This window comes from Polaribacter batillariae (assembly GCF_017498485.1).
In the GTDB taxonomy this organism is placed as follows: domain Bacteria; phylum Bacteroidota; class Bacteroidia; order Flavobacteriales; family Flavobacteriaceae; genus Polaribacter; species Polaribacter batillariae.
Map to the genome: position 1 here is coordinate 816,379 of NZ_CP071795.1, position 25,704 is coordinate 842,082.

At 30.4% G+C, this 25,704-nt stretch carries 31 protein-coding genes and 1 pseudogene; 8 read left to right on the plus strand and 24 right to left on the minus strand.

What is annotated here, in order from left to right:
- The first annotated feature begins 131 nt into the window (after window positions 1–131).
- The 6 genes from JL193_RS03685 (at window position 132) to JL193_RS03710 (ending at window position 4,747) form a co-directional block, all read left to right on the plus strand.
- Entirely contained in the window at window positions 132–296 is a 165-nt protein-coding gene (locus tag JL193_RS03685; protein WP_207972539.1) for a hypothetical protein, read from the plus strand.
- On the plus strand, window positions 293–1,081 hold the full coding sequence (locus JL193_RS03690; protein WP_207972540.1) for an SGNH/GDSL hydrolase family protein: 789 nt from the start codon (window positions 293–295) through the stop codon (window positions 1,079–1,081). The genes JL193_RS03685 and JL193_RS03690 overlap by 4 nt, the downstream gene beginning before the upstream one ends.
- A 101-nt stretch (window positions 1,082–1,182) precedes the next feature.
- Window positions 1,183–2,166, plus strand: coding sequence for an IS30 family transposase (locus JL193_RS03695; RefSeq protein WP_207970543.1), 984 nt, complete (start codon window positions 1,183–1,185; stop codon window positions 2,164–2,166).
- Between the two features lie 65 nt (window positions 2,167–2,231).
- Window positions 2,232–2,795 carry a TetR/AcrR family transcriptional regulator gene (locus tag JL193_RS03700; protein ID WP_207972541.1) on the plus strand — a complete coding sequence of 188 codons (564 nt, stop codon included), beginning with the start codon at window positions 2,232–2,234 and terminating at the stop codon, window positions 2,793–2,795.
- A 67-nt stretch (window positions 2,796–2,862) separates the two neighbouring features.
- Window positions 2,863–3,609: an SDR family NAD(P)-dependent oxidoreductase gene (locus JL193_RS03705; RefSeq protein WP_207972542.1), complete on the plus strand. Its 747-nt coding sequence runs from the start codon at window positions 2,863–2,865 to the stop codon at window positions 3,607–3,609.
- Between the two features lie 70 nt (window positions 3,610–3,679).
- Window positions 3,680–4,747, plus strand: coding sequence for a flavin monoamine oxidase family protein (locus JL193_RS03710; protein WP_207972543.1), 1,068 nt, complete (start codon window positions 3,680–3,682; stop codon window positions 4,745–4,747).
- A 219-nt stretch (window positions 4,748–4,966) separates the two neighbouring features.
- Here JL193_RS03710 and JL193_RS03715 read toward each other — a convergent pair whose 3' ends face one another.
- From JL193_RS03715 to JL193_RS03725, 3 genes are all read right to left on the minus strand, one after another.
- Window positions 4,967–5,224: a DUF6952 family protein gene (locus JL193_RS03715; RefSeq protein WP_207972544.1), complete on the minus strand. Its 258-nt coding sequence runs from the start codon at window positions 5,222–5,224 to the stop codon at window positions 4,967–4,969.
- A 5-nt stretch (window positions 5,225–5,229) separates the two neighbouring features.
- A complete protein-coding gene (locus tag JL193_RS03720) occupies window positions 5,230–5,538 on the minus strand; it encodes a thioredoxin family protein (protein WP_207972545.1) in 309 nt (102 codons plus the stop codon).
- 74 nt (window positions 5,539–5,612) lie between these two features.
- Window positions 5,613–6,254 (minus strand): peroxiredoxin, encoded by a 642-nt coding sequence (locus JL193_RS03725; protein WP_207972546.1) that lies wholly within the window; start codon window positions 6,252–6,254, stop codon window positions 5,613–5,615.
- 269 nt (window positions 6,255–6,523) lie between these two features.
- Between JL193_RS03725 and katG the strand changes: the two genes are divergently transcribed.
- Window positions 6,524–8,734 (plus strand): catalase/peroxidase HPI, encoded by a 2,211-nt coding sequence (katG, locus tag JL193_RS03730; RefSeq protein WP_207972547.1) that lies wholly within the window; start codon window positions 6,524–6,526, stop codon window positions 8,732–8,734.
- Window positions 8,735–8,975: 241 nt separating this feature from the next.
- On the opposite strand, the gene JL193_RS03735 is transcribed toward katG, so the two are convergent.
- From JL193_RS03735 to JL193_RS03810, 16 genes are all read right to left on the minus strand, one after another.
- Window positions 8,976–9,974, minus strand: a complete 999-nt coding sequence (locus JL193_RS03735; protein WP_207972548.1) for a glycosylasparaginase — start codon at window positions 9,972–9,974, stop codon at window positions 8,976–8,978.
- 293 nt (window positions 9,975–10,267) lie between these two features.
- Window positions 10,268–11,224, minus strand: coding sequence for a glycosyltransferase family 2 protein (locus JL193_RS03740; protein WP_207972549.1), 957 nt, complete (start codon window positions 11,222–11,224; stop codon window positions 10,268–10,270).
- A 279-nt stretch (window positions 11,225–11,503) separates the two neighbouring features.
- Entirely contained in the window at window positions 11,504–12,310 is an 807-nt protein-coding gene (locus tag JL193_RS03745) for an enoyl-ACP reductase FabI (protein WP_207972550.1), read from the minus strand.
- Window positions 12,311–12,491: 181 nt separating this feature from the next.
- Complete coding sequence (gene recN, locus JL193_RS03750) at window positions 12,492–14,150, minus strand: DNA repair protein RecN (protein WP_207972551.1); 1,659 nt, start codon at window positions 14,148–14,150, stop codon at window positions 12,492–12,494.
- A 71-nt stretch (window positions 14,151–14,221) separates the two neighbouring features.
- Window positions 14,222–16,378: a peptidase domain-containing ABC transporter gene (locus JL193_RS03755; protein WP_207972552.1), complete on the minus strand. Its 2,157-nt coding sequence runs from the start codon at window positions 16,376–16,378 to the stop codon at window positions 14,222–14,224.
- Between the two features lie 528 nt (window positions 16,379–16,906).
- Complete coding sequence (locus tag JL193_RS03760; RefSeq protein WP_207972553.1) at window positions 16,907–17,098, minus strand: hypothetical protein; 192 nt, start codon at window positions 17,096–17,098, stop codon at window positions 16,907–16,909.
- A gap of 412 nt (window positions 17,099–17,510) precedes the next feature.
- Window positions 17,511–18,020, minus strand: coding sequence for a CPBP family intramembrane glutamic endopeptidase (locus tag JL193_RS03765; protein WP_207972554.1), 510 nt, complete (start codon window positions 18,018–18,020; stop codon window positions 17,511–17,513).
- A 58-nt stretch (window positions 18,021–18,078) separates the two neighbouring features.
- The gene (locus JL193_RS03770) at window positions 18,079–18,285 is read right to left on the minus strand and encodes a hypothetical protein (protein ID WP_207972555.1); all 207 of its coding nucleotides are present in this window, start codon (window positions 18,283–18,285) and stop codon (window positions 18,079–18,081) included.
- A 98-nt stretch (window positions 18,286–18,383) separates the two neighbouring features.
- Complete coding sequence (locus tag JL193_RS03775) at window positions 18,384–18,704, minus strand: cysteine peptidase family C39 domain-containing protein (protein ID WP_207972556.1); 321 nt, start codon at window positions 18,702–18,704, stop codon at window positions 18,384–18,386.
- Window positions 18,705–18,763: 59 nt separating this feature from the next.
- Window positions 18,764–18,955: a hypothetical protein gene (locus JL193_RS03780; protein ID WP_207972557.1), complete on the minus strand. Its 192-nt coding sequence runs from the start codon at window positions 18,953–18,955 to the stop codon at window positions 18,764–18,766.
- Complete coding sequence (locus tag JL193_RS03785) at window positions 18,955–19,443, minus strand: CPBP family glutamic-type intramembrane protease (protein ID WP_207972558.1); 489 nt, start codon at window positions 19,441–19,443, stop codon at window positions 18,955–18,957. Before JL193_RS03785 ends, JL193_RS03780 begins: the two co-directional genes overlap by 1 nt.
- Before the next feature lie 56 nt (window positions 19,444–19,499).
- Window positions 19,500–19,670 carry a hypothetical protein gene (locus JL193_RS03790; protein WP_207972559.1) on the minus strand — a complete coding sequence of 57 codons (171 nt, stop codon included), beginning with the start codon at window positions 19,668–19,670 and terminating at the stop codon, window positions 19,500–19,502.
- A gap of 23 nt (window positions 19,671–19,693) precedes the next feature.
- The gene (locus JL193_RS03795) at window positions 19,694–19,849 is read right to left on the minus strand and encodes a hypothetical protein (protein WP_207972560.1); all 156 of its coding nucleotides are present in this window, start codon (window positions 19,847–19,849) and stop codon (window positions 19,694–19,696) included.
- 99 nt (window positions 19,850–19,948) lie between these two features.
- On the minus strand, window positions 19,949–20,284 hold the full coding sequence (locus JL193_RS03800) for an HTH domain-containing protein (RefSeq protein ID WP_207972561.1): 336 nt from the start codon (window positions 20,282–20,284) through the stop codon (window positions 19,949–19,951).
- Between the two features lie 7 nt (window positions 20,285–20,291).
- Window positions 20,292–21,002 carry an HlyD family secretion protein gene (locus JL193_RS03805; RefSeq protein WP_207972562.1) on the minus strand — a complete coding sequence of 237 codons (711 nt, stop codon included), beginning with the start codon at window positions 21,000–21,002 and terminating at the stop codon, window positions 20,292–20,294.
- A 292-nt stretch (window positions 21,003–21,294) separates the two neighbouring features.
- Window positions 21,295–21,456, minus strand: a complete 162-nt coding sequence (locus tag JL193_RS03810; protein ID WP_207972563.1) for a hypothetical protein — start codon at window positions 21,454–21,456, stop codon at window positions 21,295–21,297.
- Window positions 21,457–21,867: 411 nt separating this feature from the next.
- On the opposite strand from JL193_RS03810, the gene JL193_RS03815 reads away from it, so the two are divergent.
- On the plus strand, window positions 21,868–22,080 hold the full coding sequence (locus JL193_RS03815) for a helix-turn-helix domain-containing protein (RefSeq protein ID WP_207972564.1): 213 nt from the start codon (window positions 21,868–21,870) through the stop codon (window positions 22,078–22,080).
- Here the strand turns inward: JL193_RS03815 and porD are convergent.
- The 5 genes and pseudogenes from porD to JL193_RS17095 form a co-directional block, all read right to left on the minus strand.
- A complete protein-coding gene (gene porD / locus JL193_RS03820) occupies window positions 22,077–22,967 on the minus strand; it encodes a type IX secretion system protein PorD (RefSeq protein ID WP_207972565.1) in 891 nt (296 codons plus the stop codon). The two genes, JL193_RS03815 and porD, sit on opposite strands and share 4 nt — an antisense overlap.
- A gap of 128 nt (window positions 22,968–23,095) precedes the next feature.
- Window positions 23,096–24,304, minus strand: a complete 1,209-nt coding sequence (gene coaBC / locus JL193_RS03825) for a bifunctional phosphopantothenoylcysteine decarboxylase/phosphopantothenate--cysteine ligase CoaBC (protein WP_207972566.1) — start codon at window positions 24,302–24,304, stop codon at window positions 23,096–23,098.
- Window positions 24,304–24,624 (minus strand): DNA-directed RNA polymerase subunit omega, encoded by a 321-nt coding sequence (locus tag JL193_RS03830; protein WP_207972567.1) that lies wholly within the window; start codon window positions 24,622–24,624, stop codon window positions 24,304–24,306. The genes coaBC and JL193_RS03830 overlap by 1 nt, the downstream gene beginning before the upstream one ends.
- A 2-nt stretch (window positions 24,625–24,626) precedes the next feature.
- Window positions 24,627–25,184 (minus strand): annotated as a pseudogene (locus tag JL193_RS17545) (outer membrane protein assembly factor BamD); the annotation flags it as partial.
- A 44-nt stretch (window positions 25,185–25,228) separates the two neighbouring features.
- Complete coding sequence (locus JL193_RS17095) at window positions 25,229–25,489, minus strand: outer membrane protein assembly factor BamD (protein ID WP_243456825.1); 261 nt, start codon at window positions 25,487–25,489, stop codon at window positions 25,229–25,231.
- Window positions 25,490–25,704 lie beyond the last annotated feature (215 nt).

Below are 25,704 nucleotides of genomic sequence, written 5' to 3' on the forward strand. Positions count from 1 at the left end.
TTAAATTTTAAAAAACGAAGATAGTAGAATTTTAAAGAAAAATAATATTCATTATCGTTAATGAGCTGTTTATTTCATCCAAAAAAAATGTATTTTAACCTTTTGTAAGAAAAACATCTTAATATTAGCAAATGCCTAAAAAAGGGAAAGCAAAAAATACGGTTAATAAAGCGAAACACACTAAGTTAATAAAGCAAAAAATTAATAAAGTAAAACTCGAAAAACAACTTCATAAAGAACGTTTAAAAGCAATTATTAAAAAGGCAAATCAAGAAAAAAAGAAAGATACAATATGAGTTTTAAATATATTTTTGGTTGTATTATTTCTTTTCCTTTGCTTCCTGTTCTTCTAATTCAAAGTAAAAAAATTCGTAAAAGAATACCTAGATTACCAGAGGCTGTAAAACCAAAAGGCTATCTAAAAGCAAATTCTTCAAAAACTTTAAAAATTATTGTTCTTGGAGAAAGCACCATTGCTGGAGTGGGTGTAGATATTCACGAAAACGGATTTACAGGAGCACTTGTTAGAGAAATTTCAGAAAAAAGTAAAGTATCTGTTCTATGGAGCGTATATGCTAGAAGTGGTTACACAACAAAACAAATTACAAAAAAATTAGTGCCAAAAATTGTAGAATCTAACGCAGATCTTATTGTAATCGGTTTGGGTGGAAATGATGCTTTTAAATTAAATTCTCCATTATTAGTAATGCTAAATATAGAAAAACTAATTAAAAGTCTTCAGAAAAAATTTCCGCGAACACCCATTTATTTTACAAATATGCCACCTATTAAAGAATTTCCTGCGTTTACTAAAACAATAAAATTTGTAATTGGAAACTTGGTTGAAATTTTCGGAGAAAAACTTCAAAAAAAAGTAAAAAAAAGAAAAAGAGTTTTTTACAATAATAAAATAGTTACTTTAAAAAGTTGGGCAAAAAAATACCATTTAAAAAGCAATGCTAATATCTTCTTTAGCGATGGCATACACCCATCTAAACTTTCTTACCAATTATGGGGTAAAGATATGGCGCAATTTATAATGCAAAAACGAAATTTTAAGAAATGGTTGCAAAAAATATAATTTATCTCCTAGATTCAAATGCTAGTGCAAGTTTTTGATAGGATTTTCCTACGGGTTTTACCCCGTTAGGAAAAGTCCAAAAAAAGTCAAAGATTTGTGATATGAACTACAAACAATTAACTTTCGAACAAAGGTACTCAATAGAATTAATGCTTAAGGCAAAAATTAGTAAAAAAGAGATTATTAAATCACTTTGTATTAATGAAAGTACTTTTTATAGAGAATTGAAAAGGAACTCAAAACCTAGGACTTATAGTGCTAAACACGCACAAAAATTAGCTGATGAGCGTAAAAAAGAAGGCCATTATAAGACTATTTTTTCAACGGAAATGAAAAAAATAATCAAAGAAAAAATGATTAAATTTCAATGGTCTCCAGAACAGATAGTTGGTTGGTGTAAACTTAAAGCAATACAGATGGTCTCTCACGAGCGAATTTACCAATATGTTTGGCAAGATAAAAGACAAGGAGGATTGCTTTATAAAGAACTACGAACAGGTCAAAAAAAATATAAAAAAAGGTATGGAAGTAAATCCAATAGAGGACAAATACCCGATAAAGTGTCTATAGAAAAACGTCCAAAAATTGTAGAACTCAAAGAAAGAGTAGGTGATTTAGAATCTGATTTAATTATAGGAAAAGACCATAAAGGAGCTTTATTAACCATTGTAGATCGCTATTCTAGTTTTTTATGGATTGAAAATGTGACAGGAAAAAAAGCAGATATGATTACAAAAATGACTATAAACACTTTAGCACCACATAAAAAATGGGTTCGAACAATTACCAATGATAATGGAAAAGAGTTTGCAGGACATAAAAAAATAGCAGAAAAATTAAATTGTGATGTCTATTTTGCTCACCCTTATAGCTCTTGGGAACGTGGACTTAACGAGTATACGAACAAACTTATCAGACAATATTTCCCAAAAAATGAACACTTGGATAATGTCAAACAAAAGGATATTTTTGAAACGGTAAACAAACTCAATAATAGACCAAGAAAAAAGTTAGGATACAGAACCCCTAAAGAGGTTTTTTATCAATTTATTAACCAAAATCAAAAACTTGCACTTGGTACTTGAATCTACGTCTTAATAAAAAACAGACAGACCTGTCTGTTTTTAAAAAATTATATTATATTTGCAGCATGAAACATTCAGAAATTAAAACTCACATCATTAAAACTGCGTCAGATTTATTCTACAATAACGGATACAATCTAACGGGTATTAACGAAATTATTTCTGAAGCTGGCATTGCAAAAGCAACGTTGTACAATCATTTTAAATCTAAAGAAGATATTTGTATTTCTTATTTAAATTATAAAAACGATGCTTTTCTAAGGCTGATAAAAGATTTTATATCATCAAAAGAAAACGGTATCCCAAGAATTATTGCCATTTTAGAATTTTTGCAATTGTTTTATAACGACAGCAAATTTAACGGTTGCTGGTGTATTAATACTATCTCTGAATTGCCAAAAGAAAATGTAAAAGTTCGTTCCGAAATTCAGAAACAGAAAAAAGATTTTTTAGAATTTATAGAAGAAATCATCTCAAAAAATTTACCCAACAAAACCAAAGAAGAAACTGCCTCTTTATCTAAACAAATATACCTTTTGTATGAGAGTGCTGTTGCAGAAAGCTATTTACACCAAAACGATTGGCCTATAAAATCTGCCATACATTTGTGTAAAAAAATAATAGATTAAAAAAATTTTGAATTCAAAAAGACAGACTTGTCTGTCTTATAATTAATAATGTAAATAAATAAAAATTATGAGTAATTTAAACAACAAAGTAGCCATCGTAGTTGGTGGAACCAGTGGAATTGGAAACGCAACCGTAAACCAATTATTAAACGAAGGTGCAACTGTGCACGTAGTTGGTAGAAATACCGATAAAATTGCAGACCAAGCTAATTTGATAAAACATACAGCAAGTATTACAAATATGGCAGATGTAAACGAACTTATTTCAACCATTAATGGTTTAGAAAAAGTAGATTTTTTAGTAAATGCATCTGGTATTTTTGGTCCAAAACCATTTTTAGACCATACTGTAGAAGAGTACGATTCTTATTTAGACTTAAACCGTGGTTTCTTTTTTATTACACAAGCTGTTGCTAAAAAAATGAAAGAAAATAATTCGGGATCTATTGTAAGTGTAGGTTCTATGTGGGCAAAACAAGCTGTAAAAGCGACGCCTTCTTCTGCATATTCTATGCAAAAAGCAGGTTTGCATTCTTTAACACAACACTTGGCTATGGAATTGGCAGATTTTGGAATTCGAGTAAATGCAGTTTCTCCAGCAGTTGTAAACACACCTGTATATCATGGAGTTTTTGGAGGAAAAGATGAAGCTGAAAAAGCCTTAGAAGGTTTTAATGGCTTTCATCCAATAGGAAGAAATGGATCTCCAGAAGAGATTGCAAACAGCATCGTTTTCTTACTTTCAGACAATGCTTCTTGGATTACAGGAACTATTTTAGATGTAGATGGTGGTGTAATGGCTGGTAGAAACTAGCAAAAAAATAAATGAGTTTACAAAAGGCTAGATTCGAAAATAATCTGGCCTTTTTTTTATCTTTGATTTTATGAGCAAAACAGTACTAATTATTGGTGGCGGGCTTTCTGGCTTGTATCTAGGTTTTAAATTGAAGAAATTAGGTTTTCAAATTAAAATTTTAGAAGCTAACGACAGAATTGGAGGTAGAATTTACACTAAAATTAGCCAGCAAACAAAAGTTGAATTAGGAGCAACCTGGCTTTGGAGATACAATAAGCAATTATTAAACCTCTGCAAAGAATTAGAAATTTCTTTATTTGAACAAAATATAAATGGCGATGCTTTGTTTGAAGCTACAAGTGCAAGCCAACCTCAACGTTTTAAACTTCCGCCAAACCAAGAAATTAGTTATAGAATTGTGGGTGGTACTTTTACAATTGTAAATAAATTGGCGCTTTCTTTTTCTTCGGAAGAGCTACATCTTCATCAAAAAGTAGTGCAAATTATCAATCAAAAAAAATCTGTACAAGTAATTACTGAAGATGCCGAATTTACAGCAGATGTTGTGGTTTCTACAATTCCACCTCAATTGTTGGTAAATACCGTAAAATTTATTCCTAAAATAAATCATCATTTAAAAAACATTGCCAATAAAACTCATACATGGATGAAAGATTCCATAAAATTTGGTCTCGTTTACAAAACTCCTTTTTGGAAAGAGAAAGGTTTATCTGGTGTTGGTTTTAGTAATGTAGGGCCGTTTACAGAAATTTACGATCATACCAATTTTAAAAACAAAACCTTTGCTTTAATGGGTTTTTTAAATAACAACTTATCTAAAGAAACAAAAGCCTACAGAGAAGAAAAAATAAGCAAACAGCTTTTTAAATTTTTCGGCAAAGAAGGCAAAAACTACATTTGCTACGAAGAAAAAGTATGGCATAAAGAACCACTGTTAAGTTTTAATAATCAGCAATTTTTAAGTCCACATTCTAATAATGGGCATCCTATTTATCAAAAAAAATATATAAACAATAAATTAATTATTGCAGGTTCCGAAACTTCGCCAAGCTATGGTGGTTATATGGAGGGCGCTATTTTTAGAGGAAACCAAGTTGTAGCACAATTGGTATCATTACAAGAAATGGTATCATAAACAAGTTTCTGTAAACGAGAAAGAGGTTGTCTCGAAAGTAAATTTAGTTGTCATTTTAAGCATTCCTAAAATCAAAATATATTCTGATTGAAAGTAGCTTGCGAAGTTATCAAAAAATCTAAAATATTGAAATTCAACAAATAAGATTTCTTTATTACCGTCGAAATGACAAATTCTAATACTTTTGTGACCCCCTCTTATTATTGATGTTCGGTAAAATTAATGATCAATAGAACCTAAAACACGATTCATAAAAGCATTTAATGCTTCCTTTTTTGGTGTACCGTTTTTTACCATTTTATCTACTTCTATAGCACCATACATATTAGAGATTAATTCGCCAATAACATCTAATTCTTCATCTTTTAAAGACGAAACTTCTGTTAAAGCTTCCAAAGTTTCGATGGTCTCTAAAACATAATCTTGGTCGTTTTCTTCGATAAAATTGGTTAAGTGCTTAATTACTGGTAATTTCATTTTTTTTAAGCCAATTCGTTTGCTAAGTCTTTTAAAACATCAAACTTATTTGTTTGTGCTTGATTTTTCTTCTCTCCGTTTTCGAAAATTGCAAATGTTGGTAAATTACTTACATCTGCTAACTTTCTACTTTCTGGAAATTTTTCTGCATCAACAATTACAAACTTAACACTGTCCATTTCTGTTGCCAATTTTTTAAATTTTGGCTTCATAATTCTACAGTTTCCACACCAAGTTGCAGAATATTGTACAATTACTTTTTTATTACCATCTACAATAACTTGTAAATTATCTTCTGTTAATTCTTGTACCATATTTTTTTGTTTTTAAAAGGATTCGTGTTTTTGTCCCCCAACGCAAACACGAATTACTCCTTTTTATTATAAATTTAGTGAGCTGCTAAATATGCCGCAGTTTCTTTTGCGTTTGGTGCCATCGCAGTTTTACCTTCTTCCCAGTTTGCAGGGCACACTTCTCCGTTTTTTTGAACGTGAGTATAAGCATCGATTAAACGTAAAAATTCACTTACATTTCTTCCAACAGGCATATGGTTTACACCTTCGTGAAATACCATACCTTGCTCATCTATTAAATAGGTAGCTCTGTAGGTTACATTATCTCCTTCTACTTGAATCGTTTGTGAAGCTTCATCAAAAGTTTCGTTTTTAATATCTAAAATACCTAATATCGATGATAAATTACGGTTAGAGTCTGCTAAGATTGGGTATGTAATACCTTCAATTCCTCCATTTTCTTTAGAAGTGTTTAACCAAGCAAAATGTACTTCTGGTGTATCGCAAGAAGCCCCAATAACTATGGTGTTTCTTTTTTCGAACTCGCCTATCGCCGCTTGAAAAGCGTGTAATTCTGTAGGACAAACAAAAGTAAAGTCTTTTGGGTACCAAAATAAAATAACTTTCTTATTCTTAGAAACAGCTTCTTCTAATACATTTAATTTAAATGTGTCGCCCATTTCATCCATTGCATCTACGTTTAAGTTTGGAAATTTTTTACCAACTAATGTTGCCATTTTTATATACTTTTTTAATGTTAATATATGTTTTTTTCAGTTTGCAAATATACGTCTCTAAAACAGTCTAAAAAACAGTTGAAAACTTTTATTTTCTTATACTAGAATAAGATTTCTTTATGCAAAGATATATTTGCATTAAAAATGTGGAAAACAAAAAAAACTATAAATTAAAGCTATTTTAAAATAAAAACTATAGATAAAAATAATTAAACATAACGTTTCAAAAATTCGTAAGTTTGGGTTGTTAAACTTTAAATAATAATAAAATGAGTAGTACTAATAGTTTCGATATAAATGAAGATGCAGCAAAATGCCCATTTATGAGCGGCACTCAAAAAAAATCTGCTGGTGGTGGAACCAGCAATAGAGATTGGTGGCCAAACGAGTTAAAATTAAATATTTTACGTCAAAATGCCCCAAAATCGAATCCAATGGGAGAAGATTTTGATTATGCAAAAGCATTTAATAGTGTCGATTTTGATGCTTTAAAACAAGATGTTATTAATTTAATGACAGACTCACAAGATTGGTGGCCAGCTGATTACGGCCATTATGGTGGACTTATGATTCGTATGGCATGGCATAGTGCTGGAACCTACAGAGTTGGAGATGGTAGAGGTGGTGCAGCAACAGGAAACCAACGTTTTGCTCCTTTAAATAGTTGGCCAGATAATGGTAATTTAGACAAAGCGCGCTTGCTTTTATGGCCAATTAAAAAGAAATATGGAAATAAAATTTCTTGGGCAGATTTAATGATTCTTGCAGGAAATTGTGCATTGGAATCTATGGGATTTCCTACCTTCGGTTTTTCTGGTGGTAGAGAAGATGTTTGGGAACCAGAACAAGACATTTATTGGGGTAGCGAAACAGGTTGGTTAGATAACGACGAGAGATATGATACCAGTGATGGCGATTTAGAAGGGCATTTAGGTGCCGCTCACATGGGGTTAATTTATGTAAATCCAGAAGGTCCTAATGGTGTTCCAGATCCATTAAAATCTGCTCACGATATTAAAATTACCTTTGGTAGAATGGCAATGAATGATGAAGAAACAGTTGCCTTAGTTGCTGGAGGGCATACATTCGGAAAAGCGCATGGAGCTGCTGACCCAGAAAAATATGTAGGTAAAGAACCTCATGGCGCTCCAATTGAAGAAATGAGTACAGGTTGGAAGAATTCTTTTGGAACAGGAGTTTTAGATGATGCGATTACAAGTGGTATTGAAGGACCATGGACACCCAACCCAACAAGATGGGATAATGAATATTTTGATGTTTTATTAAATTACGACTGGGAATTAACGAAAAGTCCTGCTGGCGCATATCAATGGACACCAACTGCAGCATCAAATGCCAAAATGGCTCCAAAAGCAGGTGACCCAAATGGCAAACAAGCTTTAATGATGACTACTGCAGACATGGCTTTAAAAATGGATCCTACTTACTTAGAAATATCTAAACGTTTCCATAAAGACCATAAAGCATTTGAAGATGCTTTTGCTAGAGCTTGGTTTAAATTAACACATAGAGATATGGGCCCTATTTCTCGTTATTTAGGTCCAGAAACACCTAAAGAAGAATTGCTTTGGCAAGACCCAATTCCTACCGTAAATTATACCTTATCTGATGCTGATATTTCTTCATTAAAAAAACAAATTTTAGCTACAGGTTTAACTGTATCGCAATTAGTCACTACAGCATGGGCCTCTGCCTCTACTTTTAGAGGTTCCGACAATCGTGGTGGTGCAAATGGAGCAAGAATTCGTTTAGAGCCACAAAAAAGGTGGGACGTAAATAACCCAGAACAATTACAAAAAGTTTTAGCAACTTACGAAAAAGTTCAAGAAGAATTTGACGGTACAATTTCAATGGCAGATTTAATTGTTTTAGGTGGAAATGTTGGGGTTGAAGAAGCCGCTCGTATTGCAGGACATTCTGTTACAGTGCCATTTACGCAAGGAAGAGGAGATGCATCTCAAGAACAAACAGATGTAGAATCTTTTAGTCATTTAGAACCTTTAGCAGATGGATTTAGAAATTATATGAGTCCGAAATTAGAAAATGTTGCCGCAGAAGATTTATTGGTTGATAAAGCCAATTTATTAACTCTTTCTATTCCAGAAATGACTGTTCTTGTAGGCGGTTTACGCGTTTTAGGAGCGAATTACAACGACTCTAAACATGGCGTTTTTACAGATAAACCTGGTAGTTTAACAAACGATTTCTTTACAAACATTCTTGATTTTTCTTTAACTTGGAAAGCTACAAATTCAGATAATAAAGAATTTATAGGAAGAGACAGAAAAACAAATGCCATGAAATTTTCTGGAACTAGAGCAGATTTAATTTTTGGTTCAAATACCGAACTAAGAGCTGTTGCAGAAGTTTACGGAGCAAATGACGGGCAAGAAAAATTTGTAAATGATTTTGTAAATGCTTGGGCTAAAGTGATGAATTTAGATCGTTTCGATTTATAAGTTTTATTTTTCGTAACGTCCTAAAATAGCGTTGCAAAATTTGTATTCTAAGAAGCTGTCACAAAAGTAAATTTAACTGTGATTTTGAGTGAAGTTGAAAAATCTAAAATATTGAAATTCAATAAGTAAGATTTCTCCATTACAGTCGAAATAACAAGTTTTAATACTTTCGAGACAGCTTCTTTTTTTGGGGTTTTAAATTGTTTTCTTTCGATGGCATCAAACCATAGAATATGCAAGTTTACGCCTTTTTAATATGCGAACCTGACTCGATATACGTTTGTTCTCCTTCTTGATATTTACTAATTCCAAAGCCACTATGTATGCAATAGCAACCGTATTCTCCTTTTTTATTTAAAGCAACATACCCAACTTGAAAGTTTTTAAAATTAGGATTCGAAGTTACAATTCTTCTTACCCCTTCTTCGCAAGCTTCTTGTGGTGTTTTTCCTTGGCGCATTAATTCTACAATTAAAAAACTACCAACGGTTTTTAAAACTTCTTCTCCCATACCAGTTGCTGTAGCTCCACCCACTGTATTGTCTATAAACAAACCAGAACCAATTATGGCAGAATCTCCAACCCTACCAGCCATTTTATATGCCAGGCCACTTGTGGTACAACCTCCAGAAATATCACCATTTTTATCAATTGCCAGCATGCCAATGGTATCGTGATTTTCTATATTTATAATCGGTTTATATTCCGATTTTTCTTTCCATTTTTCCCATGCTTTTCTCGTATTTTCATTTAACAAATCTTGCCTTTTAAAACCTTGAGAAACTGCAAATTGTTCTGCACCTTTTCCTGCCAATAAAACGTGGGGTGTTTCTTCCATAACTTTACGAGCCACAGATATTGGATGGGCAATATTTTCCATACAAACAACGGCACCATAGTTTCCTTCTTTATTCATAATACAGGCATCTAAGGTAACATTTCCATCTCTATCTGGTGTTCCGCCATTACCTACAGTTGTATTTCTTAAATCTGCCTCTTCTACTCTACAACCTACTTCAATTGCATCTAAAGAATTGCCACCTTTTTCTAAAACTTCCCAAGCCGCTTTTGTAGCGTTTTTAAAATTCCAAGTGGCAACCACTACAGGAACAACTGCTTTACCTGTAGAAACTGGCTTATTTTCTTTTTTAGTATCATTACAACTTATTATTGAAGATGATACTGTAACTAAACCCAATCCTGTTACTGATGCTTTTTTTAAGAAATTCCTTCTTTTCATTTTTAATTACTTTTTTAGTTGATGAAATATCGTGAAAACAAATGCTCCTCTTTCTATCATTTTGTGATGCAATATATAATTTCTATTGATTTTCTTTTCCATTAATTGCAAAATTTATAAATATACCTATTTTCTTTATCTTTATTTTGGGTTGATGTTGCCTAAGTAATGCTGTCGATTTAAGTAAATTTTACGGTTAAAATGAGTGAAATTTGTGCTGAGTTCTCGATGCGATTTTTCGAACCTTAAAATCACTCGAACTGACAATAATTTCGTTTATGATGGAAATGAAACTATTTTTGAGCAAAAAACTTAGATTCTAAAAAGCCTAATCCGTACCCTAAAAACTGAATAAATGAAGTTACCATACTTAAAAAAGCCACTTTAATATTTTTATTTTGAAGTAAAGAATCTATAAAAATTAACAAAAAGTAAAATGCATAAAAATACAAAAGCTGAAAACATCCAAAAAAGGCCAACAAAATACTTAAGTCGAAACCTAAAATAAATACACTTGGAAACCAATAAGTAATTTTTGCAGTTTCTGGGTATTTTTTATTTAAAATAGGTCTTGCGGTTCCAAAACCGAATGTTTGTTTGTAAAACTGTTGAAGGGTGCTTCTACGTTTGTGATACACAAATGCTTTTTCTATTAATTGTGTTTCGAATCCGTTTTTCCATAAACGAAAAGTAAAATCGATGTCTTCTCCGTTTTTCATTTTAGAAAAACCGTTTGTTTTTTCAAATGCTTTTTTAGACACTCCTAAGTTGAAACTTCTTGGCTGAAATTTTCCTACTCCTTTTTTCTTTCCGCGAATTCCGCCTGTAGTTAAAACAGCTGTCATCGAATAATTGATTGCTTTTTGTAAGGGCGTAAAACTTTTATGTGCAGCATCTGGTCCACCAAAAGCATCTGTAAAGTTGGTTGCCAATGCTTTTTTTACTTCAGATACATATTGGGTTGGAACTATAACATCTGAATCTAAAATGATCAAATAGTTTCCTGTGGCTTTTTGCATTCCGAAATTTCGACTCGCTCCTGCTCCACTATTTTCTTTGAAAAAGTATTTTACATCTAATTGATTTTGATACTTTTTTACAATTTCTTCGGAAGATTTTGTAGAACCATCTTCTATTATTAAAACCTCGAATTCTTCGGAAACGTCTTGTTTTGTAAGACTTTTTAACAACTCGTTTATTTCTTGTGGACGGTTGTAAACGGGAATTATAATGCTAAAGCGTAGTTTCAAAAGTTTTAAAATTTCTTAATTGTAAATGTAAAAAAATAAAAAAGTTGAAGGTTCTTATTTCTAAAAAACTTCAACTTTTAAATGTGATGTATTTTTCTTTGTGTCTAAAAGCTGGCAAACAAGCTTAGCCCTGATTGAAACGACATCCTTTTTTACTGTCAGTTCGAGTGATTTTTGTGACGAAGGAAGAAAAATTGTATCGAGAACAGAAGTAAAAAAGATATAGTGGAAAGCAGGAAATAGCTCCAAATCTTTCTACTGCGCTCAAGATAACAGGCGCTACTCAAATTTTTCCATAACTGCATCGCTTACGCCCATGTTCGAGAAGCCTCCATCATGAAATAAGTTTTGTAATGTTACTTTTTTTGTTAAATCGGAAAATAGCGAAATTGTATAGTCTGCACAGTCTGCAGCTGTTGCGTTTCCTAGGGGACTCATTTTTTCTGCGTAAGCAATAAAACCGTCGAAACCTTTTACACCACTACCTGCTGTGGTTGGTGTTGGCGATTGAGAAATGGTATTTACTCGTACTTTGTGGTCGCGACCAAAGAAGTACCCGAAACTGCGTGCAATGGATTCTAGATAGGCTTTATTGTCTGCCATATCGTTATAATCTGGAAAAACTCTTTGTGCTGCCATGTATGTTAACGCAACAATGCTACCCCATTTGTTCATAGCGTTTTTGTTGTATAAAACATTCATGGTTTTGTGGAAAGAAACTGCAGAAACATCCCAACCTTTTGTGGTAAAATCGTATTTTGGGTCTGTATAATGTTTTCCTTTTCTTACGTTTACAGACATTCCTATGGAGTGTAAAACGAAATCTATTTTTCCGCCTAAGATTTCCATCGATTTTTCTACTAAATTTTCTAAATCTTCTACAGATGTTGCGTCTGCAGGAATAATTTGCGAGCCAGTTTTTTCTGCCAAGGCGTTTAATTCGCCCATTCGCATGGCAATTGGCGCGTTTGTTAATACAAATTCTGCGCCTTCTTCATGTGCTCTTTCTGCTACTTTCCATGCGATGGAATGTTCGTTTAATGCTCCAAAAATAATTCCTTTTTTTCCTTTTAGTAAGTTGTACATGTTGGTTTTTGGTTATAAGCCTTTTATCCTCTGGACATTTCCCCAAAAGGGGAAAATTAAAAAAGCAAGTTGGTTCTTTATTATTTTCTACAAATATAAATTAAAGTGGCTTTTTTTGCCACAAATTCGAAAATTTATCTAAGATACTTTACTTTTTAGCTAAAAGCCTTCTGTTGTGGGGCTAGAGGCTTGTTAACAATTCTTTTGCATGTGTTAAAGCAGATTCTGAGATGTCTTTTCCACTTAACATTTCTGCAATTTCTACAATTCTTTCTTCTTTAGAAAGTTGTTTTAAATTGGTGGTTGTAATGCCATTTACTTCTTCTTTATAGACTTTGTAATGGTTATTGCCTTTTGCTGCGATTTGTGGTAAATGTGTAATGGCAATAACTTGCATGTGGTTGCTCATCTGTTGCATAATTGCTGCAATTTTATTGGAAACTTCTCCTGAAACTCCTGTATCTATTTCGTCGAAAATAATGGTGGGCAAATGTATGTTTTCTGATAATATTTTTTTTACAGACAACATTATTCTCGATAATTCTCCTCCTGAAGCAACTTTTTTTAGTTCACCAAAATTACCGCCTTTATTGGCTGAAAACAAAAATTCTAAATTGTCTTTTCCGTTTGAAAAATATACAATCGTAGGTTTTATTTTTATGGAAAAACGGGCATTTTGCATGCCTAAATCTGCCAGTAAACTTTCTAATTCTTTGGTTAGTTTCGGTATTGCAGTTTTTCTTGATTTTGTAATTAAATCGGCTACTTTGTCTAATTTTTCTGAGACTGAATGAATTTCTTGTTTTTTCTTGTTGATTACTTCTTCTGCAGATTCAACTTGCTGTACTTTTTCGGATAATTCCTCGAAAACAACTAATAATTCTTGAACTGAATTTACGGTATGTTTCTTTTGTAAGTTGTAAATTAACTGCAACCTGTCATTAATTTCTTCTGCTTCATTAGGGTTAAAATCTACATTTTCGTTAAAATTTTCTAACTCTGTAACGATATCGTCTATTTCTATTTTTACAGAAGTAATTCTTTCTGCTATTTGTTGGTATTCTTTAGAAAATGCAGCTATTTTAGACAATCGATTTTCTAAGGTATTTAGCAAATTCTGAATTCCAATTTCTTCATTGATAGAAATTTCTAAAGCCTCAGATACATTTATTTTTATGTCTTCGATGTTATTTAACTTCTCTAATCGTTCTTCTAAATCTTCTTGCTCATCAACTTTTAAATTTGCTTTTTCTAATTCTTTAAACAAGTGCAAATTATAATCGTACTGCTGATTTGCCTCTTTTTGAACGCGCTCTAATTCCTTTAGTTCTTTTTCTAGTTGTTGTAATTGTAAGTAACCTCTTTGGTAAGCATCGATTTGTTTTTTATTCTTCGCCAATGCATCTATCACAGAAAATTGAAAAGCATTGTCGGACAATTCCATGGTTTGATGCTGCGAATGCACATCAATTAATTGATTTCTTAATTCGTTTAAAACGGATAAGTTTACAGGCGTGTCGTTTACAAAAGCGCGCGATTTTCCTGAAGGCAAAATTTCTCTTCTAATAATGGTTTCTGCTTCGTAATCTAAATCGGCTTTCTTAAAAAAAGCTTCTAAATGATAGTTGGCAATTGCCATTTTAGCTTCTACGATACATTTTTGTGAGGTATCTTTTAGAGAAGACAAATCTGCCCTGTTTCCTAAAACCAACCCTAAAGCGCCTAAAAGTATCGATTTTCCTGCACCAGTTTCTCCAGTAATAATGGATAAACCTGAAGAGAAATCAATTGATAATGAATCGATTAACGCATAGTTATTTATGGAAAGTTGTGTGAGCAAATTCAGTAATTTTTGTGGGATAAAATTAGTGAATTAAATCTACAAATTGAAAATCTAATTTATAAAATCTATCAAATTAATTTAGGCATTTGTTGTTGCCATAAATTATAATAATGCCCTTTTTTAGCGTATAATACCTTATGATTTCCTTGTTCTAAAACTTCTCCTTTTTGTAAAACTACAATTTCATCAGCATTGATTATTGTGCTTAATCTGTGTGCAATAATTATAATGGTTTTGTTTTCTAAACGCAATCGCTCAATTGCTTTTTGAATATAATTTTCTGAAGTAGAATCTAAAGACGAAGTCGCTTCATCTAAAACCAATACTTCTGGCTTTTTATGCAAAGCTCTTGCAATGGCGATGCGTTGTTTTTGGCCTCCAGAAAGTGTTGCTCCGTTTTCTCCAAGATAGGTGTTAAATCCATTAGGTAAACTTTCTATAAACTCTAAAATACCAATAGATTTACAAATATCTATAATCAATTCCATATCTGGGACAAAATCTCCCACAGCAATATTGTCAATTACATTTCCTGCAAATAAATCTATTTTTTGTGGCACTACACTTACCAATTCTCGTAAACTTTCGTGCTGAATATATTTTAAATCTAAATCCCCAATAGTAATTTGTCCTTTTTGTATGGGGTATAAGTTTTGGAGTAAAGAAATTAAAGTAGATTTACCAGAGCCACTTTCACCAACAATTGCTGTAATATTTCCTTTTTTAATTTTTAAGTTGAAATCTGTAAAAACTTGTACTCTTGTACCATATCTAAAAGCTACGTTTTTAAATTCGATGTCGTCAATCTTCTCTTTCTTCAATACTACTTTTTCCGTGTTTTCTTCCCTTTCTAAATCCATAATCTCAAACAAACGGTCTGCTGCAATTAAAGCATTTTGTATTTGTTTATTTGCTCCAATTAAACTAGCTACAGGGTTCATAAAATAACCTATAATTGCATAAAAGGACAATAATTCTCCCGGTGTAATTTCTCGTTCAATTACAAAATATGAACCACTCCATAAAAGGATGATTGTAAATAATTGTGCTATAAAGCTTGTGGAAGTGCCTGAAAAAACTGAATTTAAAGCAGATTTATAACCAATGTGTAACAAATTTATAAAACGAGTTTCTGTTTTAATATTGGCAAAACTCTCTAAACCAAAACGTTTTATTGTACCTACAGAATTTAAAGACTCTACTAACTGACTTTCTAATTCTGCTGAACGCTCCATTATTTTACGCTCTGTTTTTTTGTTGAGTTTGTTTATGATAATATAAACAACTAAATATAAAGGAATTACCAACAACATAATTAAAGCCAATTTCCAATAATATAGAAACATAATACCAAAAGAGAAAAACAAAATGAGTATGTTTACCGTTAAACTTAAAGATACATCATTAATAAAGGCTCTAATTTTAACGGCATCATTGATACGAGAAATAATTTCTCCTACACGCATCGTATCAAAAAACTGCTGTGGTAATTTTAACAAGTGTTTGTAGTAACCTAGAATTAAACGAGCGTCTATTTGTTGACCTGATTTGATAAGAAATACATCTTTAAAAACACCTATTATAATTTGTAAAACCAATAACAGCAACATTATAATACTCAATAGATTTAACAGTTTTGTATTACTGCCTACCAATACATAATCTGTTATCTTTTGTATATAAATAGAAGTAGAAAAACCTAATAAAGTATAAATGATAGCGCCAACCAAGGCTTGTAATAAAACAAATTTATGTGGTTTTAATAAAAACCAAAAACGTTTTAAAACAGATACTTTTTCGTTTGTTGGTACAAATTCTTCTTTTGGTAGTAGTAAGACTAAAACACCTGTCCATTCTTTTAAAAATTCTTGATGAGTTTTTTTATGGATTTTCCCATCTCCTGGATCCATAATTTTAATGTATGTTTTGGTAACTTCGTAAATAACCACATAATGATGCAATTGTTCTTTTACAATAATATGTGCAATTGCAGGTTTTGGTATTTTAAACAAACTATCTAATTCGCCACGTACACCTTTAGCTTCAAAGCCTAATTTTTCTGCGGCTTCTATAAGTCCTAAAACATTTGTGCCTTTTTTATCTGTACCAGCATACTGGCGAATGCGGGCAATAGGTATTTGTAAATTGTAATGTGCAGATATGGACGCTAAACAAGTTGCACCGCAATCTGTAATGTCGTGTTGTTTGATGGTAGTTTTTACCATTTTAATAATTTAATATGGCAAAGAAAGGTGTGTTTACTGCAATTTTGTTGCAGGATATTAATTAAAAATTTAAGTAATCTAATTTAATAAATTTGAAATAATATGTAACCTTAATTAAAAAGATTTTTTTATTTCTCTGTAGAAAATCAATATTATTAAGATTATTTATTTTATTAATTTCAAAAGCTAACTTTTTTTTTAACTGTTTTTTCTTTAAGTTTACACCACCTTCATAAAAATTATTTAAATTCATTTTGTTAATATTTGATTAAATTGAATATCTAAGTAAGATAAATCCATCACGAAAATAATAACTCATTTTCATATTTATAAATCATAGGTAAATATATAAAAATGTAGGCACTTTCGTGAGTAAGTGAATTTTCCAAGAATAATATTAAAAAAGTCAACATTTATAATTTTAGGTGTTGATTTTTTAGTTTTTCCTGATTTTTTGAGTATTTTTTGTAATTTTCTTTCCAATCAAGGTATAGCTATCCCTTGGTTTTTTTGATGGTTTTTTATTTTTTAGGCTACTTTTTGTTGCTGTAGTTTTAGCATCCTTCTACCAATTTCTAGTGCATTGGCAGTATGGATTCCAAAGAATATCCATAGGATTTCATTAGATTTTGTTTTTGCTTTGATTTTCTTAAGATGATAGTGTTCTTTTTCTTTGCCAAAAGAACCTTCTAATCTTGAAGCTCTTTCTTTAGTAATCATCGCTTTAAGTTTCTACTGTTGTTGTAATGTTTTGAGGATTTTCCTTTGGGTTTAAAGTCTGTTTGGATTTGATTTTGAGTTAAAAAAACACGGTTCTTATTGGTAGCGTAAATAGCACCTGCTCCTATAACTTTTACTTTTGTTCTACTAAGCCCTTGTGCTTTATGAATAGTATTTTTTAGTTGAGTTCCCTCGTTAAAATTATCAAAGCTAATTTTTTGAATAAAGTTGATTCAATCAATTTGCAGTTTGTTAACCTTTGCTCCAAACTCTACTTATTTAACCTCTTTGCCACGTACAATTGGACGAACATAATCTTTGTGTAAACTTACAATTCTATTTCTAGGTTTTTCTACTTTGGTAAAGTATAGCAACTGTTGTTTGTACACTTTTTTAATATTAGATATATATGTTATTGACTAAAATAATGGATAATAATGCCTATAAGTAAACTTACAATAGATCCACTTAAATTTACTGAAGAATGAACAAGAGCAACTAAAAAAAAATGTGATTTAATATCTTTTCTAATTTTACTTACTTCGTAAATAAAAGCAAAAAATAATCCCATTATAAAAGCAAGTAAACTATACAAATAACTATTAGCGTTAAAGTAGTGCATAAACCCAAATAAAAAGCCTGATATTAAAATTAGTAATGGTTTATGTATTTTTTCAAATAATAATCGAAAAAATTCAATAGTAAAAAATTGATACACTAAGGTTTCATATAATGGAGCAAAGAATACAGAAATAAAAATATATGTATATAAACTATAATCAGGAACTCCTTTATGGTCTGATAAATTAATATCAAAAAAATAAACTAAGGTAATTGAAATTAGTATGTTCCATAAAATAGGTATTAAAAATACGTAGATTAAAAAATTTCTTCTTTTTAATTTTAAAAAATAATTTATCATATTAGTTTGTTAAAAAAACTATACCTTTTTAAAAAGGTATAGTTTTAATGCATTTTAATTAGAAATATCCTCTACCAGTTCCATAACTATGACCAGCTGCTGCTGCATTTGCAGAAGTTATAAAGTCCTTTTTAGCATCTCCCGATAAAATATATTCAGCAAATGCCGCCCACCAACTCCTCTTTGGTGTATTACCACCACCATCAATATTAATCATTTCTTTAGTATTCAACTCATGAACATCAAAATTTTGTAAATTTTTCATAAAATTACTTTTTTAAAAATTATTAATTTATTTTTTGGTTGTATTTTTTTACAATCCGTATCAAAACACTATTATATGCATCTAATATTGTTTTGATGTTACAAGTATAATTTTGTTCCCTGGAAAAACCTTGCACTTAACAAATTATTTTTCAAAAAGTAACTGCTTCCGAATATTTGCGTTACTTCGTTGTTAGTTAAAACGGAAATTAAAACGTGTAAATCAAAATCGTTACAATAGTAGTGTCCTTTTATTAATATTCTATAAAATCTAAAAACATTGGTCCCTTTTTTATCTGTACCAGCATATTGTCGAATACGAGCAATAGGAATTTGTAATTTAAAATGTGATGCTATAGATGCTAAGCAAGTTTCACCACAATCTGTAATGTCGTGTTGTTTAATAGTGATTTTTGCCATTTAATTAATTTAATATGGCAAAGAAAAGATTGTTTACTGCATTTTTTTGCAGGGAAAAATTAATTTCTTTTTTTATTTTTTTTAAAGAAAAAATAAAAAGCAAAAATTGTTACGGTAGCCCAAAACAAAATAAATAAAAATGAATTTACTTCATAACCAAATACAGTTTTTTCTGTTTGATTATAAAAACAATAATAAATTATTTCTATTATACCAATAACACCTATAATCAATTGTGATATATTTTTCATTATTGTAAATAATATTCCTTAATTAAATTAATTGAATTATAAACAAGATGTACAAGTAATACAGCTAAAAAAGGATTAATTTTTTTATTTTTTTTGTAGAATATATAAAGACTTCCAAACCACAAACCAAGAACAAAAGTAGCTATTACATATGCTACATTATATTGATGTAATACCCCAAAAACTGAAGCAGAAAATAAAATAGAATATATGAATTTGTACTTTTTTTTTGAGAGTAATTGTAGGGAAATTTCAATTATAATAAATTGCACTAAGAAAGTTTCTATTAAAGGTGCTAAAATTATTACTTCAATAATTACCGCTGAAAAAGATGAATAATTACTAAAATCAATGTTGAAAATTCCCTTTCCGTAAAAATGCTCTAGAAAAAGCTGCAATAATTCTCCTAAAAGAAATGACACTAATACAATTAAGAGTAATTGATTAAAAATATTTAATCTAATAAATTTATGAAAACTTCGTTGCATTTATTTCTTATGTTAAATAAAAGTTGACTCTATTTTAATAAAGTCAACTTTTGTTTTTAATCGTGGCTACAAGATGAACTACATTCTCTCGTAGCTCCATCCCAGATTTCATCGATGATGTAAATTGCTAAAAAAATTGGATTCCATGGAACTCTTGTTCCTCCTGAAATTTCTATAACTTCATTACTACTAATCTTTTGTACATTGTATTTATCTAAACTTTTCATAATATTTAGTTTTTTTATTTAAATTAAACACCATATTGTGTATGAACATATCCTGGAGCATATTTATCCATAGTATGAACCCACCAATGAACAAAATCTGCTATTGGACCTCCGCCTTTGGTTTCACTAATTTCTTTAGCATTCAATTCTTGAACGCCAAAATTTTGTAAATTTTTCATAAAATTACTTTTTTAAAAATTATTAATTTATTTTTTGGTTGTAAACTTTTTACAATCCATATCAAAACACTACTATATGCATCTAATATTGTTTTGATGTTACAAGTATAATTTTGTTCCCTGCAAAAACCTTGCAGGGAAGTAGTTTTCTTTAAAAAAATAGCTACCACCATATAAGTTTCTTGCATCTCCTTCTGTAATTACTTTTAGTGAAATGTTTAGTTCAATTTTAAAATCATTACAATAGTAATATGTTTTTGTTGTTCTTTTGTAGCAAATTTCTGCTCCTAAAATTTTAAGCTCATCAATTAGATTATGAATACTTCTTTCACTTATATTCATATACTTTGCCATATCTATTGGAGAACCTGTATTTTCATTTTGTATTCTTTGATGTAATTGCTGTAAGCGTTCTAGTTTTTTTAAGTTTTTCATAACAATATTATTTTTTTGTAATTTGATTTGTAGGGTTTACCCAATCATCCATTTTATCATACAATAAATCAAAAAGAGAGCGTTCTGTAAGTTCAAAACGAGCATTTACAAACATTCCTTTTTTTAATTGTCCTTTAAATCCATTTTTTAGTTGTAAAAAGTTTTGGTCTAATGAACATATGACTTTAAACATTGGTGTATTATTAATCATTTGAACATCGTTTCCAATTTCTTCAATTTTTCCATTGGCTAATCCCCATTGATTATAATTAAAAGCACTTACTTGAAAATTTACTTTATTTTCTTTTTTTAATAAACCAATATCTATTGGATTGACATAACATTCAACAATTAAATCAGATTTCGGTGAAATTTCTGCTAATTGAATTCCATTTTGTACAAAACTTCCTTTTTCAATTCCTTTTACGTTTAATAAAGTACCTGAAACTGGAGCTTTAATAACAGATAAGTTATTCGTTTCTTCTAATTGTACTTGATTGTTTTCTAATTCTTTTAATTGATTTTTTTGGTTCACTAATTCTGCTTGCCAACTGCTGTATTGTTGTTTCTTATATTGATAAATAGCATTTAAAGATAAATCGTATTCTAGTTTGCTATTATTGAGTGCTACTTTTGCTATTACTCCTTTATCGAATAATTTTTGACTCCGATTATAATCTTCTTTTATTTTTTGAAAGCGAGTATTTAATTCACCCAATTTTTGTTGATAGAAGTTATATTCTTGTTTATATTTTAAAGATTGTAATTTATTTGCGATTCTTTTTTGACTGGATAATAGTTTTAAATCTTCTACAAAATTTTTGGTTTCACTTATTAAGTTTGTGGTCGTATTTATTTGTTGAGTAATTGCTAAATTATTTATCAGTAATAAGGTGTCTCCTTTTTTTATTTGAAGATTGTTTTTAAGTTGATGAAAAATTACTTTTCCACTATTACTGCTTTCTAAAAGTATTCTTTCCTTGTCAGGTCTAATTAATCCTTGAGAAGTGCTATATATAGTAACATTGATAAAAAAAAGGCAAAGAAATCAATGCAGAAATTAAGGTCAACAAAATAATGCTGTAAATAATTTTACTTTTGTTACTGTGTTTAAATTGATGCACTTCAACCGTACTTTCTATAATTTCTTTAGGGAATATTTGTTGTTTCATTTTTCTTTTTCTTAAGCTATTTTACTAAGTTTCTAAATAATTAGTATTAGACATGGTGTAGTTTCTAAAAATAAAACAGAAAAATCAACTTGTCAATATCTAAAAAGTGATAAATTATTACTTTTTAATATAGTATTTAAGTGTAGTAATAAAGCCTAAGTAGTCGTTTTTGTTAGTTTTAAATTTTTACACAAAGTATTTTAATGGTGTTTTAAAACGAAAAAATCGGCAAAACAAACCACCTCTAAACCCTTATAAATAAAGGCTTATTACTTTTTAGAGTAGCTGAATACAGGGATAAGCATCCCTGAGTTCAGGGATGTAAAAAATATACGGTATTCAGGGATTGTGTTGTATTTCTTTATTACTTATTTTTAAAAATCCCCCTTAGCCATAATAATATTAATAATAATGGATAAGACAAAAAAAGTAAGAGAAAAAATTAGAATGTTAAGATTGCAAAAAGAATATACACAAGAAAATATTGGCGACTTCTTAGGAATTGGCCAAGTTGCTTATTACAAATTAGAAAGTGGTAAAACACAATTAAAAGTAGAAACACTTATTAAATTAGCAAATATCTTAGAAGTAACCCCAAGTTATTTGTTGGAAGGAGTATCTTAATCCATTTTTCTCCACTTAGAATTGTTGTTTGGAGATATTTTTCTTAAAGTTTGTATCAATTGGTTTTTGTTTCTGGTTACTGGACCTTCTGAATAAATGTTTACCAATTCATCTCCTTTTGCATCGAAAAACAAACGAATTAAGTAATTTCCAATCGATTTATTATAAATATTCTGCAAAGCAATAACACTGTTTTCAATCTCTTGTTTTCCAACATCTTTATTCGAAGAAAACTGGTCTAAACCTTTCCTATGGTAATTGTACAGCGTGTTTCTGTACGATTTTAGTTTTGGAGACAACAAATTGTCTATCAATAAATATTTGTTTTGTTTGCCCACCACATTTTGCCAAGTTGCCAAACCACTTTGTTGTGCTTGTAACATTACGTTTTGTGCTTCTTTTAATTGTGCTTCTCCACCAAACTTTAAAAAAGTGTCGGCATCTAATCCTAAAATTATGTTTACATAAAATACTATGGTAGATACCAAATTGCTATCAAAAGAATTTCTGTTGTAAATTAATGGATCGAACTCGTTGTATTTAAAAGAAAAATCGTTGTCTTTTAAGTTTAAAACAGGACTTGCATAGCTAGAATTATACACAGGTCTTGTAGATTGTACTTGCAGCGTCGCCTTAAAATTATTGTTTTCTCTGGAAGTAATAATCATGGTAATGGCACAATCTATACGTTCTTCTGGTTTTACCGTTTTATTTGTCCATTTGGTTTGGTTGATATACTCTGTTAATGCTTTTTGAAGTGTTGTAAAAACTTGCTTGTTAGAACCTGCAATTTGCTCTGAATTTATGGTAACCAAACAGTTTAATTCTTGAGCATTGCTGCTTAAAATTAAGAAAAAGAATAAAAAAGTAATTACTATTTTTTGCACTTTATTGTATTTTAATATCTGTTTGTATGCAGTTGAGAACTAACTAAAAAACCTCTCGCAAGCTACGCTTTTATCTTCAAACTGAAAACCATTTCATTTTTTAATAATGCTCGAGGAGACAAGAAATATTAAGAGAGTTTCTTAATAATTTCGTTAATAATGTCTTTTGCAACTTCTTGTTTCGATTTTAATTCGAATGATTTTTCATTCAAATTTTTATCAATAATCGTAATTTTATTTGTGTCTGTCGCAAAACCTGCACCTTTATCTTGTAAAGAATTTAACACAATTGCATCTAAATTCTTTCGAGTTAGCTTGCCTTTTGCATTTTCTAATTCGTTATTTGTTTCCAAAGCAAAACCAACTAAAAATTGATGTTTTTTAATTGCTCCTAAAGAAGCCAAAATATCTTTTGTTGGTGTTAACTGAATCTCTAACGAAGCATCTGTCTTTTTTATTTTCTGTGTAGCAATATTTTTTGGTTTATAATCGGCAACTGCTGCAGAAAGTATGGCAATATCTACCTCTTCGAAATATGTATGTGATGCTTTGTACATTTCTTCTGCAGAAATTACATCGATTCTATGTACAAAAGAATGTTTTATTTGTTGATGGGAAGGTCCAGTAATTAAGAAAACCTCTGCTCCTAAATTTGCGGCTGCTTTTGCAATTGCAAATCCCATTTTTCCTGAAGAATGGTTGCCTATAAAACGAACAGGATCTATTGCTTCGTAAGTTGGGCCAGCTGTTAATAATAGTTTTTTTCCTTTTAAGGGTAATTTAGATAAAATATCTTTTTCCATAAAGGAAACAATGTCTTGGGGCTCTGCCATTCTTCCTTCTCCTACCAAACCACTTGCCAATTCGCCTGAAGTTGCAGGAATTAGAAGGTTTCCAAAGTCTTTTAACTTTTTTAGGCTTTGTTTTGTAGATGGGTGTTTGTACATGTCTAAATCCATTGCTGGTGCAAAGTAAACAGGACATTTTGCAGACAAATAAGTGGCTAACAACAAATTATCGCAAGTACCATTGGTCATTTTAGACAAGGTATTGGCTGTTGCTGGTGCAATAATCATATAATCTGCCCAAAGCCCCAAATCTACATGATTATTCCAGAGTTCATTCTCGTCTTCTTTATCGTAGAAAGTAGAATAAACAGGATTTTTAGAAAGTGTGGAAAGTGTAAGAGGTGTTATAAAATCTTTAGACGCAGGAGTCATAATAACTTGAACTTCTGCGCCTAGTTTTATAAATAAACGAACCAAACTTGCCGTTTTATAAGCGGCAATTCCAGCAGTTATTCCTAAAAGAATTTTTTTTCCGCTTAAGACAGACATTATTGCGCGTCTGGAGTTCTGTGGTATATTTTATTGTTTAACCATTCTTCTACCGCGATTGCAGTAGGTTTTGGCAATCTTTCGTAAAATTTAGAAACTTCTATTTGTTCTTTATTTTCAAATACCTCTTCTAAACTATCGTTATAAGTTGCGAATTCGTCTAATTTTTCGACCAATTCTTTTTTTAAATCAGAATTTACTTGCTCTGCTCTTTTTGCAATGATAGAAATTGCTTCGTAAATATTTTCTGTAGGTGCTTCTAATTCATTCTTATCGTAAGTAATGGTTGTTAGAGGCGCTTTTGTATCTTTATAATCCATAATTATTTTCCTTTTTGAGTGTCTTCTAATTTTTTCATTTGTGCTATTAAAGCATCTATTCTTGTTTTTTCTTTTTGAAGTTTTGCTAACATTTCGTTAGCGTCTTCTAAGTAAGTTGTTTCAGGAAAACTTCTTAGCAACTTTTCATAAGCATCTATTGCATTTTTAATACGCTCACTTTTTCTTCTATCTGTACTTTTAAAAACAAAATCGTTTGCTGCTTTAAAACGATAGTACAAGGCTTCTTCTTTAAACGCTGTTCCTAAATAATCTTCTAATAAATTATCGAAAGCTTGTATCGCGGCATTGTAATTTCTAGAATCGTAATCTGCAGTTCTATAATATGTTTTTGCAATTTCGAAATATTTCTTCTCTAATTTATAACGGAGTTCTTTATAATCTCTATTTGCTTCTTCTATTCTATCTGAATCTGGATAGGTATTTATAAAATTTTGATAAGATTCCAATGCTTTGTTGGTATCTGTTGGATCTAAACTAAAACGTGGAGAGGCTAATTTGTAACTATTTGCAGATAAAAATGCCGCTTCTTCTTTTTTAGAACTTTTTGGATAATTCTTTGTAAAACGATCAAAATAATAACCTGCTAACGTATAATTTTTTCGTTAAAGTTAGATTGCGCAACCATAAATTGAATACGCTCCATTTGAGGTTTTCCTCTGTAAGCTGGTGTTATTTTCTCGAATAAACGCAAAGCTTTACCGTATTTTTGACTTTCGTACATTTTTACGGCCATTTTATACTGCTCTGCTGTAGTACCTTTATTTAATACTTTTTGATATTCACCACAAGAAAACAGTAGTAAACTAAGTGTAAATAAACACGCTAAATTTTTAATTTTTTGCATCGGGCAAAATTAGTGATTAATAATGGATTATAAAAGAATTTATTTTTTCTTAAATATTTCTTTTCTTTTTGTTTCTGAAACAGGTTCTGCAAGACAATTTTAAAAAAGCTTAATAAAACTTTTTTCGAAAATAAAACGATTTTTTATAGGGTTCTATTGTACTGTAAAATTACCATCACAAAACAACAAAAAAAGTGTAAAGTGTTCCTAAAAGT

Excerpts from the sequence above, each read along its gene's own strand:
- JL193_RS03685 (WP_207972539.1), top strand. The coding sequence starts at position 132 with ATGCCTAAAAAAGGGAAAGCAAAAAATACGGTTAATAAAGCGAAACAC.
- JL193_RS03690 (WP_207972540.1), top strand. The coding sequence starts at position 293 with ATGAGTTTTAAATATATTTTTGGTTGTATTATTTCTTTTCCTTTGCTT.
- JL193_RS03695 (WP_207970543.1), top strand. The coding sequence starts at position 1,183 with ATGAACTACAAACAATTAACTTTCGAACAAAGGTACTCAATAGAATTA.
- JL193_RS03700 (WP_207972541.1), top strand. The coding sequence starts at position 2,232 with ATGAAACATTCAGAAATTAAAACTCACATCATTAAAACTGCGTCAGAT.
- JL193_RS03705 (WP_207972542.1), top strand. The coding sequence starts at position 2,863 with ATGAGTAATTTAAACAACAAAGTAGCCATCGTAGTTGGTGGAACCAGT.
- JL193_RS03710 (WP_207972543.1), top strand. The coding sequence starts at position 3,680 with ATGAGCAAAACAGTACTAATTATTGGTGGCGGGCTTTCTGGCTTGTAT.
- JL193_RS03715 (WP_207972544.1), bottom strand. The coding sequence starts at position 5,224 with ATGAAATTACCAGTAATTAAGCACTTAACCAATTTTATCGAAGAAAAC.
- JL193_RS03720 (WP_207972545.1), bottom strand. The coding sequence starts at position 5,538 with ATGGTACAAGAATTAACAGAAGATAATTTACAAGTTATTGTAGATGGT.
- JL193_RS03725 (WP_207972546.1), bottom strand. The coding sequence starts at position 6,254 with ATGGCAACATTAGTTGGTAAAAAATTTCCAAACTTAAACGTAGATGCA.
- katG (WP_207972547.1), top strand. The coding sequence starts at position 6,524 with ATGAGTAGTACTAATAGTTTCGATATAAATGAAGATGCAGCAAAATGC.
- JL193_RS03735 (WP_207972548.1), bottom strand. The coding sequence starts at position 9,974 with ATGAAAAGAAGGAATTTCTTAAAAAAAGCATCAGTAACAGGATTGGGT.
- JL193_RS03745 (WP_207972550.1), bottom strand. The coding sequence starts at position 12,310 with ATGTACAACTTACTAAAAGGAAAAAAAGGAATTATTTTTGGAGCATTA.
- JL193_RS03755 (WP_207972552.1), bottom strand. The coding sequence starts at position 16,378 with ATGGTAAAAACTACCATCAAACAACACGACATTACAGATTGCGGTGCA.
- JL193_RS03760 (WP_207972553.1), bottom strand. The coding sequence starts at position 17,098 with ATGATTACTAAAGAAAGAGCTTCAAGATTAGAAGGTTCTTTTGGCAAA.
- JL193_RS03765 (WP_207972554.1), bottom strand. The coding sequence starts at position 18,020 with ATGATAAATTATTTTTTAAAATTAAAAAGAAGAAATTTTTTAATCTAC.
- JL193_RS03770 (WP_207972555.1), bottom strand. The coding sequence starts at position 18,285 with ATGAAAAATTTACAAAATTTTGATGTTCATGAGTTGAATACTAAAGAA.
- JL193_RS03775 (WP_207972556.1), bottom strand. The coding sequence starts at position 18,704 with ATGGCAAAAATCACTATTAAACAACACGACATTACAGATTGTGGTGAA.
- JL193_RS03780 (WP_207972557.1), bottom strand. The coding sequence starts at position 18,955 with ATGAAAAATATATCACAATTGATTATAGGTGTTATTGGTATAATAGAA.
- JL193_RS03785 (WP_207972558.1), bottom strand. The coding sequence starts at position 19,443 with ATGCAACGAAGTTTTCATAAATTTATTAGATTAAATATTTTTAATCAA.
- JL193_RS03790 (WP_207972559.1), bottom strand. The coding sequence starts at position 19,670 with ATGAAAAGTTTAGATAAATACAATGTACAAAAGATTAGTAGTAATGAA.
- JL193_RS03795 (WP_207972560.1), bottom strand. The coding sequence starts at position 19,849 with ATGAAAAATTTACAAAATTTTGGCGTTCAAGAATTGAATGCTAAAGAA.
- JL193_RS03800 (WP_207972561.1), bottom strand. The coding sequence starts at position 20,284 with ATGAAAAACTTAAAAAAACTAGAACGCTTACAGCAATTACATCAAAGA.
- JL193_RS03810 (WP_207972563.1), bottom strand. The coding sequence starts at position 21,456 with ATGAAACAACAAATATTCCCTAAAGAAATTATAGAAAGTACGGTTGAA.
- JL193_RS03815 (WP_207972564.1), top strand. The coding sequence starts at position 21,868 with ATGGATAAGACAAAAAAAGTAAGAGAAAAAATTAGAATGTTAAGATTG.
- coaBC (WP_207972566.1), bottom strand. The coding sequence starts at position 24,304 with ATGTCTGTCTTAAGCGGAAAAAAAATTCTTTTAGGAATAACTGCTGGA.
- JL193_RS03830 (WP_207972567.1), bottom strand. The coding sequence starts at position 24,624 with ATGGATTATAAAGATACAAAAGCGCCTCTAACAACCATTACTTACGAT.
- JL193_RS17095 (WP_243456825.1), bottom strand. The coding sequence starts at position 25,489 with ATGCAAAAAATTAAAAATTTAGCGTGTTTATTTACACTTAGTTTACTA.